This is a genomic window from Solibacillus sp. GQ1, assembly GCF_059758555.1.
Genome location: NZ_JCAXEX010000001.1, coordinates 1,921,879 through 1,935,655 on the forward strand (window position 1 = coordinate 1,921,879; position 13,777 = coordinate 1,935,655).

The window sequence follows — 13,777 nt, forward strand, 5'->3', positions numbered from 1 at the left end:
ATTTAGAGTCTCGAAATATTTTCATTGAGTTCCAATAGATGAAATGGCATAATAGAGTTAAAATTCAGTGAATTCATTATAAGGAGTTAACAAATGAAAACGATTTTTCAATTTATGATGCGCTATAAATGGCCAGCAGTAATCGCCTTTTTTCTCATGCTATTGGAACTTGCAAGCGATCTGATCCAGCCGCTGTTCATGGCGAGAATGATTAATGAAGGCCTTCTTGAAGAAAACTTACATAATGTCGCATTTTGGGGTGGCTGTTTATTTGCTTTAGCCCTATTCTCATTCATCAGCGGAGTACTCAACTCCTTCTTCTCTGCGCATGTCGCCCATAGTTTCGGTTTTGATTTACGCAAAGCCTTGTACAGTAAAATACAATCACTGACGATGGCGACCTACCTGACATTCCCTACTTCCGGGCTTATTACGCGCCTGACAAGCGATGTTACACAAACGATGAACATCGTCTTTATGATGCTGAGGATTGCGATGAAAGCACCACTAATGACTGTTGGTTCGCTTATAATGGCATTTGTCATCAATGCGAAACTTGCGCTCATTTTATGTGTCAGTTTTCCGTTTCTGCTTATCTTCCTTGTATGGATGGTATCAGTCGGAATCAAGCTGTTCGCACAAGTACAGCAACGTCTTGATTTTGTGAACCGCCAGCTTCAGGAAGGATTGCAGGCTGTCCGATTGATTAAAGCATATATGCGTGGTCAGTATGAAGAAAGCCGCTTTTTATCCGTTGCAGAAAATTTGAAGTTCGATACGATCAAAGCGACTCGTGTTATGGAAATTGCATTGCCTGTTCTTCAGTTTGTTATGAATATTAGTTTGCTTATTGTCATTTGGGTTGGTGCAGATGCGATCCGTGACAATGATATTCTTGCAGGTGACTTGGCCGCTATTATTAACTATGCATTCCGTATGACAGCATCATTTTCTATTTTTTCATTTATCATTATTGCTTATGCCCGCGCCAAAGCGTCTGCTGAGCGTATCGAAGAGATTTTAAATGTCGAGGAAGGTGTCGAAGAAGTACAGAAAGATGAAGCTCCAGTCCTTGAAAATTTCTCGATTCGTTTTGACAATGTCTCATTCCATTATCCAACAACGGAGCAGTATACGCTTCAAAACTTGTCATTTTCTATTGAAAGCGGTGAAAAAATAGCCATAATGGGGGCAACCGGCTCTGGAAAATCGACTATTTTACAATTGGTTGAGCATTTTTACGAACCGAATAGTGGTGACATTTTTATTAATGATCAAAATATAAAGGATATCCCGCTGCAGCAGTTACGCCGCTCAATTTCCTATGTCCCGCAGCAATCCCTTCTGTTTTCAGGTACAATTGTGGACAATTTACGCTGGGGGCAAAATGATGCGACAATTAAGCAAATTATTGACGCGACGAAAAAAGCGCAAATTCATCACTCAATCGAAAGCTTTGATGAACAGTATGAGACGATGATTGGACAGCGTGGTATTAACTTATCCGGTGGTCAAAAACAGCGTCTAGCTATTGCCCGTGCCCTGTTAAAACCGGCATCATTATTGATATTAGATGACAGTACTTCAGCGCTCGATGTCGCGACAGAGCAGAAATTATGGGAGGCACTCGATCAGGAGGCTATCACAATGCTCGTTGTAACCCAAAAAATCCAGACAGCACAAACGGCCGATCGTATACTGCTTATTGAAGAAGGCCGGCTACATGGGTTTGGCACACATGAACAATTAATGGCAACGAACGGTCTTTATGCGAAAATTGTAGCTTCACAGCAGGAGGTGCTTGCCTAATGAAGTTTTTCAACTATGAACCGATCATTACAAAAGAACAAATCAAAAATGCAAGCCGCAAGAAGAAAAAAGGTGAACGTGCCCAAAACTGGACGTATACATTGAAGCGTATTTTCGATTTTGTAGCCGAACAGAAAATGCTCCTGTTTATCGTTCTGCTGCTTGTCGTGTTAAGTTCAGCGTTCGCGTTGATCGGACCATTCATCATCGGACGGCTGATCGACCAGTTTATTGATGGCAGTTCACTTAGCCAGCTTTCCTATTGGCTATACGGGCTAGCGGTCGTATATTTACTTTATAGTTTGGCGAGCTATTTCCAAAACTATTGGATGGTCGGCATCGCCCAGCAAACTGTATTTCGAATTCGTACACAGCTATATGGTCACTTTTTCAAGCTCCCTCTTCGTTTTTTCGATAAACGAAAACACGGGGAATTAATGAGCCGTGCGACGAACGATATTGAAACAATCAGCTCGACATTAAACAGTGCCTTTATCCAGGTTGTATCAAGTATTTTGACATTAACAGGTACGGTTGCCGTTATGCTTTGGCTCAGTCCCTTATTGACACTGATCACAATGCTGATCGTACCTCTTATGTTCTACGGGATGCGCTGGATTACTAAACGCACAAGTCTGCTATTTAAACAGCAGCAGGCAGCAATCGGGGAAATGAACGGATTAATCGAAGAATCCATTACCGGTCAGCATGTCGTTAAAGCCTTTTCACAGGAAACGGAAATGCTGCGTCAATTTGACGAGAAAAATACACGCATCCGCACAGTTGGTTTTTGGGCATTAACGTATTCCGGGTTCATTCCGAAAGTGATGAACACATTAAACAGTTTAAGCTTTGCGATCGTGGCATTAGCCGGTGGTTTATTTGCCTATTACGGTCATATCTCAATCGGTACTATTATTATTTTCACGGAATATGCCCGACAGTTTACCCGTCCTTTAAATGATTTGGCCAACCAGTTCAACACCGTCCTTTCAGCATTGGCCGGAGCGGAACGTGTTTTCTTGATCATGGAAGAAAATGAGGATGAAATTGAAGGGGAAAATGTGGAACTGCTCGGGAATGTGCGTTTCCAAAATGTTTCGTTCCAGTATGATGCACAAGCTTCCTCCCCTACCCTCTCAAATGTATCCTTTGAGGTGAAATCGGGGCAGTCGGTTGCACTGATCGGTCAAACTGGTGCCGGGAAAACAACGATTATGCAGCTGTTGACCGGACTTTATGAGAAAACGGACGGGAAGATTGTATTTGACGATATGGAAATAGAAGAAATTTCAAAAGCGAGTTTGCGCAGTCAAATGGCATTCGTCCTACAGGATCCGTTCCTCTTTGAAATGTCGATTAAAGAAAATATCCGCTACGGAAAGCTTGATGCAACAGATGAGGAAATTTATGAGGCTGCGAAAAAAGCGAATGCCCATACCTTTATCGATAAGCTGCCGGAAAAATACGATACGATTTTAAGTGCGGACGGCAGCCAGATCTCTCAAGGACAAAAACAGCTGTTATCGATTGCCCGTGCGTTTGTGGCAGATCCGAAAATTTTATTATTGGATGAAGCGACAAGCAGTATCGACACTGTGACGGAGCTGCATATTCAGGAAGCACTCGAGAAGCTGATGGAGGACCGTACGAGCTTCATCATCGCCCACCGCCTGAACACAATTCGCAAAGTCGACTATGTCATCGTCTTAAATCAAGGGAAAATCATCGAACAAGGAAAACGCCAACAACTAATTGAAAACCAAGGCGTGTTCGGACAAATGCTTAACGTGTAATAGTAAATATAATGTGAATTTAAAAAATCGCCCATTTTGCCTTATCCAGCAAAATGAGCGATTTTATTTTGTATATAACTAGCTAAATCGTTTCGATATCCGTTTGTTCCTCAGGCTTCGGCGCTGGATTTTTTAACTGACGGAAATTTTTATAGTATTTGACGAGCAAGAAAATAATTACAGCCGACAATATGAAAAAGAACACCACATTTATCAACAATCCTTGTCGGGCAGCTTCTGTTGTCGGTAAATCCATTTCTGTCGTTTGATTTGTATAAACAAACTGGATATATGCCAGGAAATTATTAAAACTATGTAATAAAATTGGTATCACGATATTTTTAGTTTTAAGGTAAGTATAGCCAAGCACACAGCCTAATGCAAAAGCAAATACAATATTGATCGGGTTGAGGTGGATAATGCCAAATATAATAGAAGAAATAATAATACTCTTTTGCGGGCTCCATCTCAATGTGAATCGACGAAGCAAGATCCCTCTGAATAACATTTCCTCATAAATCGGTGCGAGAACGCAAATATTAATAAAAAACAGGACGTATACGAGTAGCGATGGACGCACTTCTTCCAAATCCATCATCGGAAAGAATGAAAACAGTTCCCGTATATGCTCTTCAAAAACAAGATATACAATCGTTAACAAAATCGCTGTAAATACAACAGTGATCAGTTGGAAGCATGCTGTAATCGATAAATACTTTGCCCAGCGCCCTTTTGTCATTGTAGTATGAATCGGCTGTTCATTGTATGTGAAATTCCATTTTTTTGTTTGATACATCAAATACATTAAACAGCTGACCGAAACAAAAAATGTAATCCACTCTTCACTGGCTGGAATATCGGTTACATATAACAAGATAAAACTTGCTATGAATATACCAATCGCAAACAGTATAAAATAGCGCAGCTTGAAGTTTTTCAATTCAATATAATCCATTATTTTACACCTCCTGTAAATAGAGTAACATGAAATGGAAGTTTTATCCCAAGCATCGCTACCCCTTTTCGATCATTTTTCAACGAATAACATTTCTCCATTGCCAATACCGCCTCTTTTACAATACGATGGATACAAAACAGATAGAAGTAGGTGTTTGCATGTCTAAAATTTTAATTGTGGAAGATGAACAGCAGATTGCACGTGTATTACAGCTGGAACTGGGATTTGAAGGCTACGAAACAACTATCGCCCATACCGGCACGGACGGCTTGCTGAAATTTCATGAAGACGAATATGATTTAATATTGCTTGATGTGATGCTTCCGGAGCTGAACGGTTTGGAAGTGCTAAAACGAATTCGCAAACATAACGAAACCGTTCCGGTCCTTTTACTGACTGCTAAAAGTAATATAGAAGATAAAGTGACAGGGCTTGATTACGGGGCAAATGACTATATAACAAAACCTTTTGAATTCGATGAACTGCTTGCACGAATTCGCGTGGCGTTGCGATTTTCACACAAATCTGCTCCTGAAGCAATAACTTCGACTGTCCACACATTTCAGGATTTATCATTAAATGAGCAAACACGTGAAGTCACAAGACAAGCACAGCAAATCGATTTGACTCCCCGTGAGTTTGACTTGCTGCTGCATTTTATGAAGCACGCGAAACTTGTGCAGTCCCGTGAACAGCTGCTGAATGCGGTTTGGGGATTTGACTATTACGGGGATACAAATGTAGTTGACGTATATGTACGATATTTGCGTCAAAAACTAGAGGTAAATCTGAATTTACCGTCACTGCTACATACAGTTCGCGGTGTCGGCTATGTATTAAAGGAAGCGACAAATGAAACTTAATACGAAAGTGAATCTGTTTTCCATGTTATTGACTTCGGTTATATTAATCGGCAGTTTTACTGGTATTTATTATTTGTATAAAGAATTTGCCTTTTCAACAGAGGCTGAACAATTACAGGCACGGGCAAATGAATTAACGACTGCCATTAGCGCACTGGACACAACAGATGGAATCGATTCGATTTTCGGAGCATATCTTCCGACTGACGGAGCGATCATCGTTCATGACAGCGCAGGTAATACAATTAAAAGGCTTCAAAAAACATCCGAACAAATTGATTATGAACTTGATCCGTCCCAGCATTACACGGAAAAAACAATACGTGATATCCCTCATATCGCGCTTGCTACGCCTATTATTTTGCCGAATGATGAAATTGCCGAGGCAAAGCTGATCCAGCCATTGCCGACAATTACCGAAAATATGAACCGGCTGCTAATAATCTTAGTGCTGATGACACTTGTTGCACTCATTCCGATTTATTTGGCGAGTCAGCTATTTGTTCGACTGATTGTAAAACCTGTTCAGCAACTGACGACTACGATGGAAAAGAATATTCAGCAGTCCAGCTATGAGCAAATCCCGGTCCGCAAGCAATCAAACGATGAAATTGCACAAATGGCCACGACGTACAATCATTTAATGGCACAGTTGGAAGATGCCCATGACAAACAGCAGCAATTTGTCGGCAACGCTTCACATGAACTGAAAACACCATTAACCGTCATCGAAAGCTATACGAAGCTGTTAAAACGCCGCGGCACACAAGACGCGAAAATTACGGAAGAAGCATTGGAAGCAATTTTAAAAGAGACAACCAACATGAAGGCAATGATTGAACAAATGCTCGCACTGGCAAAGACGAATGAAATGACGAAGATCAATATGACGACATTTGCATTGCAGCCTTTTATCGAGCAGATTGTGCAAAGTATAAAAACCGCCTATCATCGTGAGATTCTCGTTAACATTCCTGACGTTGAAATTACAACAGATGAAGCAAAATTAAAACAGCTGCTCTTTATCTTTATCGATAATGCACGAAAATACAGTGATGATGTCATTAAAATCCACGCCTCTGTGAAAAATGATTTGCACATTTCCATTCAGGATTTTGGTGTTGGTATACCTAAAGAGGATCTTCCGAATTTGTTCCACCGCTTTTACAGGGTTGATAAAGACCGAAACCGGAAAACCGGCGGCACCGGCATTGGCCTATCGATTGCAAAGGAACTCGCAAATCGTTTAAATGCCGAGGTTTCCATCGACAGCGAACTAGGAAAAGGAACGACCATTTTACTCATTGTTCCACTTTCAGGAGGTGCACAGCATGAAAGCTAAATGGATTATACTATGCATCGCTGTCATCCTAATCGGATTTTTCATTACACTGACAGTCAAGCAATTATCAACACCGCATGAACTGAACACGAATGAACTGGAATTGAAAATTAAAGATATTTATAATGCGGAAGTCCAAACATTGGTCAAAGAAAAAGATCATTTTGTCGCTTCTTTCAATAAAGACGGTTCGATTTTTGAAGTGAATGTAAATGCCGTAACAGGGCAATTTTCCGAGTTGAAGCTTATTCATAAAAATGAAAATAAACAATCCGAGGTACAAACGAATTCGGAAACATCAAAAGAGGAACAAGCCACAGCAAATAAGCCAGCTGAAAATGCTACAAAGCCTTTACTTTCAAAAGAGCAAGCTGTAGACATTGCTTTAAAGGAAGTACCTGGTGAAGTCGATTCTGTTGAGTTTATAAAAAATGCGGAAGGTGGCATTTATTTTGTGGAGATTGAACAAGAAGATGATGTTACTGTTCAAGTACATGCCATTACCGGTGAAATTATCGTGATAAAATATGATGATTAATTTTCTCATCAATTTCTAATAATTCTCTCAGACCGTTTTCATATTCGCTCGTTATACTAACATTACAAACAAGAAAAGGAGCGAGTGAATATGAATAAAAAATTTTTAGCAATCCCTGCATTACTAGTAGCAATTGGTGGAGGTGCTGTATTCGCACAATCTGATTTATTTGCGCAAGCCGAAAACAACCCAAGTATTTCAGCTGGTGAGGCAAAAAAAATCGCGTTAAAACAATTGGACGGAGAAATTATCGGTTTTGAATATGATAGCGATGACCGCACACCACATTATGAAATCGACATCGTGAAAAACAATGAAAAAATCGAAGTTGAAGTGAATGCTGGCACAGGTAAAGCGGTAGTAACGGAACGTGAAAAAATTAGTACAGTGAAAGCAGTAAAAACAGACGATACAGTAAAAGCAACAGATTCAGTGAACAATTCTGCTATCATTACCGAAAAGCAGGCAATTGAAATTGCTCAAGCAAAAGCAAAAGGAACAGTAACAGACATTGAATTGGATGAAGATGATAACCGTCTGATCTATGAAATCGAAATCCGTAACGGTAAAATGGAATACGATTTTGAAATCGATGCAAAAACTGGAGATATTATTAAGTACGAAGAAGATCTAGACGATGACCGTTTTAATGACTAATGGAATAACAAGCAATAATTAAATGGAGCGCAGATTTATTTCTGCGCTTTATTTTTTATATTGTTTTTCTCGCCTTCACGATTAAAAAAGAAGGGCGATGCTGTTCTTTTTGTAGACTTGGTAGTAATTCGATTGCTTCGTCTGTCGGCATTGGCTCCACTATTTTCTCGATTTGCAGCCCATTAATAATTAATGTATTAATAATTGTTTCTATTGTGCGATGATACATCACGACATGATCTACGAGCCAATTTTGTGTTCGTTTCCCTTCATCCCGGTAACGAGCAACTGCAAAATGAGAGATTGTGCGCGTCTCGTCCAAAATCCATTGCTCCACACCTTTATTTGCAGTCGATATTGGATGCTCAATAGAAAATAGGAATACCCCTTCCGGACATAATGCTTGACTTACCTTTTGTATTACCCCTTCAAAATCTGCCACATAATGTAGTGCCAATGCACTTGTAATGAGATGATAATACGATTCCTCTAATTGAATGTCTTCAATTGAAATATTTTGAAAATGGAGACGATCACTTCTATAGCGCTCTTTTGCTGCGGTAATCATGTTATCCGAAATATCGATTGCATCGACATGCTGTGCCCCATTTAAAACACAGTCATTTGCAAACTCCCCTTTTCCACATCCTAAATCTAACAATACTTTTCCTTTAACATCCGGCATTAACACTAAAAAATTGGGCCGCTCCAGCAAATTATTATAATTGAATTTCCGGTTACGAATTTCTTCATATCCTTTAAAAAATAAGGCATTATCATAAATATTTTGCTTCATTTTTCTCCTCGTTTCACCATAACGTTATGACTTTTTGCGCAACTTCATTATCACATGGCTGGAAAATTTTAAATAGACTTATATTTCAAATTTTAGTAAGATGTAGATAGAGGCATGTCTAGTTTTACTAATTCAACTTTTTTATAAAAACTATGCAAATTCCTTAGCGATTTGCATAGTTTTTGTTTTAATGCCTTCTTCACAATCCTTTGGAACTGGGGAAAACTTATGAAAAACAATGATTCGAAAAGCATCCTACTCTTTTTACTATTTGCTTTTATCACCAATTTAGTCTATGTCGCTTCTCAACGCATAGAAAATCTGGAGCTGCCTTTAGCGCTCGTCATATTTGCTCTATTTATATTATTTATTGTGCTTGTTTTAAAGCTCAACTTAAGAACAATTGTCATTACACTGGCAACAATCTCAGCTTTGCTCGATATTAATTCGATTTTCTATTTGGCTCTTCCTGAATTTTATACAATCGGCTTTACAATCGGAGTCCTAGTATTTCTTGGTTTTTACTTTAAAAAGTCTAAAGATGCCATACTGGCCGCGATTGGTTTTTGTATAATGAACATACTGATTAATATAGAATTTTTCATACAATGGGAATGGGTTTACCTTTTAGTGTTACATAGTATTCTATTTATCATCGCCAGCAGATTAAAATTTACGATTACGAAAAGAATCTATTTAGGATTTTTCTGTGTGACTTTCATTTTTCTCGTTATCGGAATGTTGGTTGATCACAATTATTTAGCCACATTTGGACTTCTCCTGTATTTGGCGGTACTTATTGCGATTTATTTCGTTATCCGAAAACAACTTGAACAACAACCTACTTATAAATTACATTGAGGTGAAACATCCGGATGAAAAATGTAAATCGTTTATTTCTCATTATCGCCATCATAATTCTTGTTATAATTGGCCGTTATTTTATGGCCCAAAATGAAGTGACGGTAATTCCTGACGTAACAGCAGCAACGAATGAACAGACGATTGAAACAGTTCGAGGAAGCTATTGCTGGCATTCAGCAGGTGAAGCAGAGTGTGTGGATACTGCTGCCCCGCATGAAATTATAAGTACGCGAAATACCCCTTACGTAAAAGTACAGCCAGGGGAAGAACTGGAGTTTCAATATAGTCAGAATGTAACGAGTGTATCCATACAACAATGGATTAAAGATTACGATTATAAAGAAATTGCCACATCGGCACGCTTTACTGCCCCAACGGAAAAAGGAAAATATATCATTTCCAGTATGGCTCGCTTTAGCAACGGTGATGTGACAGATAGTATTGCAATAGAAGTAGAATAACTAAAAAGGGAAGTGTCCGTTAAGTTTGGACGCTTCCCTTTTTGTTTGCGGTTTCTACTTATTGTCGCTTCGTAATTTCCGCCAATTCGCTTTGCAATTGCTGAAGTTCATTACTCGCATCTGCAATTGATTTCATCATGACATGCTCTTCATGTATTGAACTCGCGATTTCTTCAGTCATAGCGGCATTTTCTTCAGAAATAGCGGACAGATTTTCAATTTGATTCATTACTTCTTCAACAAGTTCGTTCGTATACGAAATGATCGACATGTTTTGATTAATTTTCCCTTGAATACCATTAAATGATTGCTTAATGCCATCAAATGAACCAGTAATATTGTTCAATGTGCCAACACTTGAATGGACCGCTTCTTTTCCTTCATATGCTTTTAACTGGGCAGTTGTTGCTCGTTCAAGCAGCTGCTGAGTAACAACGGTAATACTTGTTGCAATATTCGCACTCTCTTCCGCCAGTTTTTTCACTTCTTCTGCAACAACGGCAAAACCTTTCCCGTGCTCCCCTGCTCTTGCCGCTTCAATTGAGGCATTTAAAGACAGCAAATTCGTTTGATCAGCAATGGCTTTAATACCATTTAACAGGTTATTGACATTCGCAAGGCTCTCTTGCATATTGTCAATTGTCGTTGTCGTTAAATCAATAGAGTCACTTAATGTTGCCATATCCGCTGTCACATCATGTACCTGTTTCCAGCTCTGTTCAATCGCTACTTGCACTTCATCCGAATCCTTTACAGTCGATTCAGAGGACTCCTTCGTTTTCACCATATTATCATGCGATAAAATCATTTGTTCATTAATCTGCTGAATCATCCCCGCTTCATTATGAATAGCTGCTGCCATTTGATTCGAAGACTGTAAAATCGTCTCGCTCGCTACATTCAATGTACCAACATTGTCATTTACATGTGTAATGCTAGAAGCAAGCTGGTTTGAACCTTCCTCAATTTTATTTAAAATAGAGGATAAATTTTCTAACAGTTCATTCGCTTCCCGCTCTTTTTCCTGGGCATCCTTTATTAATTTGTTGCCCCATTGTGTTAATCGGTAAAGCAAAAAGTTACAGCCTGTCATACTTACAAAAATCGTAATAAATACCGAGAGATTTGCATTTACCCCTAATAAATTTTCCGGTACTGCTATGTATAATAAAATATAAGAAATACTGGCGATCAGTAAAAATATTTTAATCATTCGTTCATTAAAATACATTGCACACATAATAAATGTTACAAGCAGCATGTAATGTTTATTTATAGAATATCCATCCAGGTAAAATAATAAAAATACGACAAATGCTGGTATCAGTACAAAAATTAAACCTTTGGCGAAGTTGGATATATTCAGGAAATAATTGGCCGACGATAATAAAATGACACCGCCCCCTGCAATCACATAAGGGATTGAATTACTAAAACCATTTGCAATAACAAGCGGTGAAACAATTAAAATTGCCAATACTATCGTAATAATTAGATTGAGTTGATGAATCCAATTAACTTTTCCGTTGCGTTTCTTCAAGCTGTTTTCCTCCTAGGAACAATTGATTATTTCCATAATAGTTTATAGGTATATATTACAACCCTTTTTTATACAATACAATGGACTTTTGTATTGAGAAGGGAAAATTTTCAAAAAAAGAGCTCACGAATATTTAATCGTGAGCTTCTCATCATTATTCTGCTGAATCAACTTTTTTACGAACGACCGCACGAACAGGTGCACCGTCAGCACCTGCTATTTTTAGCGGCAGTGCGATCAGTTCATAAAGACCTTGCTGAACTTGCCTTAAATCGAGCCCTTCCAGAATATGAATGCCATGTTCGTACAACTTATGATGTGCCAATACTTCCTTGCTGTCCAACGGATCAACGGAAGGATTGTCAATGCCAAGCAATATTACACCGCGCTCTTTTAAAAATGGCACGACATCAGGAGAAATTACGGGAATGGTTCCCGGAAATTCTTCACCGAGCTGTTCCACTGTTTTAAATAGTACACGCTTTACACTATGGAAATCCATCGATGCCAAAGATTGAGCTGTAATGACTTCCTGCCCAATACAATCCACAATCACGCAGTCACCGATATACACATTTACATCCAATTGCTCGATTGTCTCAGCTTCACTGTTAAAATGAAACGGTGCATCTGCATGTGTACCCGTGTGCAGCGAAGTCGTGATTCGCCCGATATTGACCGAGCCCGTCTGTTGTTTCGTAAACCCGACTTCAAAAGAAAACGGTGTATCCCCCGGCCAGTTCGGCATCCCATTTTTCATCGTCTGTGTAATATCAATCCACATGGCTTCACCCCTAATATTGAATGACTAAATATGCAAGAACCACGACAATGACTGTCGGTACAACGAAGGTCATTAAAAAGCGATATGTTTTATAAAAGCCTTCACCCATTTTACTTCCTTGCAACAGCTCGCTTTTCACAAGATTTTTATCCATAATATGCATTATAAAAATCGCGATTAGCAAGTTGCCGACCGGTAAAATGATATTCGAAACTAAAAAGTCGGTGAAATCAAAAATATTGCGTCCAAAAATCGAAACATCACCTAATGTACTGTACGTTAATGTCGAAGGAATCGAAGCGATAAATACAAAGATACCGATGATGATTGTAATTTTTGCACGGCTAATTTTCCATTTTTCAATAATGGCAGCAACGATAATTTCATACATACTAAACGCTGACGTTAATGTTGCAAATAAAAACAGAATTAAGAATAGCGCTAAAAATAGTTCACCAAACGGCATTTGCGAGAACGCTGCAGGCAATACCATGAACAATAATGGCGGTCCGCTCGCCACTTCCATATCAAAGGCAAAAACAACCGGGAAAATCGCCAGTCCCGCCAAGAACGATACGAAAATACTTAATCCTACAACAGAACCTGCTGAATTCGGTAAGCTCACATCTTTCTTTAAATAAGAACTATATGTAACTAAACATGAGAATCCAACAGCCAGCGCAAAAAATGATTGCCCTAACGCATACAAAATTGATTCACCGGTAATGTTCGAAAAGTCCGGATACAGGAAAAACTTAATCCCTTCCATTGCTCCGTCCAATGTTACGGCTCTTACAACTAAAACGAAGAACATAATAAACAGTAACGGCATCATGAATTTATTTGCCTTTTCAATCCCGTTTTGAACACCAAGCGCAATGATTACAACATTCGCCAATGTAAACAATCCCAAACCGAGTAAAGCAATCCAAGGTGTACCTGTTACTTGTCCGAAAAATGCCCCTGGTTCCACAGTCGGCGCGATAACTTCTCCCACAACCGAAACTCCGCTGTAAACAAAAATCCAGCCGCCAACTACACTGTAAAACGATAATAATAAGAAACAGCCAATAATGCCGAGCTTACCAATCCAAGCCCAAGCCTTCGTATTCGGCGCCAATACTTTATAGGCAGTAACCGCCTCTTTTTGTGTGGCACGCCCGATAATATATTCCGATAAAAGCATTGGCAGCCCGATAATTAATGTCAGCAGCACAAAAATCAGGAAGAATGCGCCACCTCCACTTTGACCGGCTACATAAGGCATTTTCCAAATTGCCCCGAGCCCAATCGCTGCGCCCGCTGACGCTAATACAAATCCTAACTTACTTGACCACTGTCCTTTACTCTTCTCCATCTGTCTCACTCC

The 13,777-nt window shown here is 39.2% G+C and carries 13 protein-coding genes; 8 read left to right on the plus strand and 5 right to left on the minus strand.

Features of this window, described 5'->3' with window-relative positions; translation table 11 throughout:
* The first annotated feature begins 93 nt into the window (after nt 1-93).
* Together AC6CH1_RS09840 and AC6CH1_RS09845 are read left to right on the plus strand one after the other, a co-directional pair.
* The gene (locus tag AC6CH1_RS09840; RefSeq protein WP_498317335.1) at nt 94-1,809 is read left to right on the plus strand and encodes an ABC transporter ATP-binding protein; all 1,716 of its coding nucleotides are present in this window, start codon (nt 94-96) and stop codon (nt 1,807-1,809) included.
* Nucleotides 1,809-3,605, plus strand: coding sequence for an ABC transporter ATP-binding protein (locus AC6CH1_RS09845; RefSeq protein WP_498317337.1), 1,797 nt, complete (start codon nt 1,809-1,811; stop codon nt 3,603-3,605). The genes AC6CH1_RS09840 and AC6CH1_RS09845 overlap by 1 nt, the downstream gene beginning before the upstream one ends.
* A gap of 82 nt (nt 3,606-3,687) precedes the next feature.
* Here AC6CH1_RS09845 and AC6CH1_RS09850 read toward each other — a convergent pair whose 3' ends face one another.
* Nucleotides 3,688-4,560: a CPBP family intramembrane glutamic endopeptidase gene (locus AC6CH1_RS09850; protein WP_498317339.1), complete on the minus strand. Its 873-nt coding sequence runs from the start codon at nt 4,558-4,560 to the stop codon at nt 3,688-3,690.
* 161 nt (nt 4,561-4,721) lie between these two features.
* Here AC6CH1_RS09850 and AC6CH1_RS09855 point away from each other — a divergent pair, with 161 nt between their 5' ends.
* The 4 genes from AC6CH1_RS09855 (at nt 4,722) to AC6CH1_RS09870 (ending at nt 7,963) form a co-directional block, all read left to right on the plus strand.
* Nucleotides 4,722-5,426: a response regulator transcription factor gene (locus AC6CH1_RS09855; protein ID WP_251687002.1), complete on the plus strand. Its 705-nt coding sequence runs from the start codon at nt 4,722-4,724 to the stop codon at nt 5,424-5,426.
* Nucleotides 5,416-6,768, plus strand: a complete 1,353-nt coding sequence (locus tag AC6CH1_RS09860; protein WP_251687000.1) for a sensor histidine kinase — start codon at nt 5,416-5,418, stop codon at nt 6,766-6,768. Before AC6CH1_RS09855 ends, AC6CH1_RS09860 begins: the two co-directional genes overlap by 11 nt.
* A complete protein-coding gene (locus AC6CH1_RS09865; protein ID WP_498317342.1) occupies nt 6,758-7,306 on the plus strand; it encodes a PepSY domain-containing protein in 549 nt (182 codons plus the stop codon). The genes AC6CH1_RS09860 and AC6CH1_RS09865 overlap by 11 nt, the downstream gene beginning before the upstream one ends.
* A 90-nt stretch (nt 7,307-7,396) precedes the next feature.
* On the plus strand, nt 7,397-7,963 hold the full coding sequence (locus AC6CH1_RS09870) for a PepSY domain-containing protein (RefSeq protein ID WP_251686995.1): 567 nt from the start codon (nt 7,397-7,399) through the stop codon (nt 7,961-7,963).
* Between the two features lie 55 nt (nt 7,964-8,018).
* Here AC6CH1_RS09870 and AC6CH1_RS09875 read toward each other — a convergent pair whose 3' ends face one another.
* A complete protein-coding gene (locus tag AC6CH1_RS09875) occupies nt 8,019-8,759 on the minus strand; it encodes a class I SAM-dependent methyltransferase (protein WP_498317344.1) in 741 nt (246 codons plus the stop codon).
* Between the two features lie 228 nt (nt 8,760-8,987).
* Here AC6CH1_RS09875 and AC6CH1_RS09880 point away from each other — a divergent pair, with 228 nt between their 5' ends.
* On the plus strand, nt 8,988-9,620 hold the full coding sequence (locus AC6CH1_RS09880) for a heat-shock protein (protein WP_498317346.1): 633 nt from the start codon (nt 8,988-8,990) through the stop codon (nt 9,618-9,620).
* Between the two features lie 14 nt (nt 9,621-9,634).
* Entirely contained in the window at nt 9,635-10,084 is a 450-nt protein-coding gene (locus AC6CH1_RS09885) for a cAMP-binding protein (RefSeq protein WP_427709100.1), read from the plus strand.
* Nucleotides 10,085-10,142: 58 nt separating this feature from the next.
* Here the strand turns inward: AC6CH1_RS09885 and AC6CH1_RS09890 are convergent, their stop codons facing one another.
* The 3 genes from AC6CH1_RS09890 to AC6CH1_RS09900 form a co-directional block, all read right to left on the minus strand.
* On the minus strand, nt 10,143-11,624 hold the full coding sequence (locus tag AC6CH1_RS09890) for a methyl-accepting chemotaxis protein (protein WP_251686987.1): 1,482 nt from the start codon (nt 11,622-11,624) through the stop codon (nt 10,143-10,145).
* 154 nt (nt 11,625-11,778) lie between these two features.
* Complete coding sequence (gene kynB, locus AC6CH1_RS09895; RefSeq protein ID WP_427709098.1) at nt 11,779-12,408, minus strand: arylformamidase; 630 nt, start codon at nt 12,406-12,408, stop codon at nt 11,779-11,781.
* 10 nt (nt 12,409-12,418) lie between these two features.
* Nucleotides 12,419-13,765 carry a sodium-dependent transporter gene (locus AC6CH1_RS09900; protein WP_251686983.1) on the minus strand — a complete coding sequence of 449 codons (1,347 nt, stop codon included), beginning with the start codon at nt 13,763-13,765 and terminating at the stop codon, nt 12,419-12,421.
* Nucleotides 13,766-13,777 lie beyond the last annotated feature (12 nt).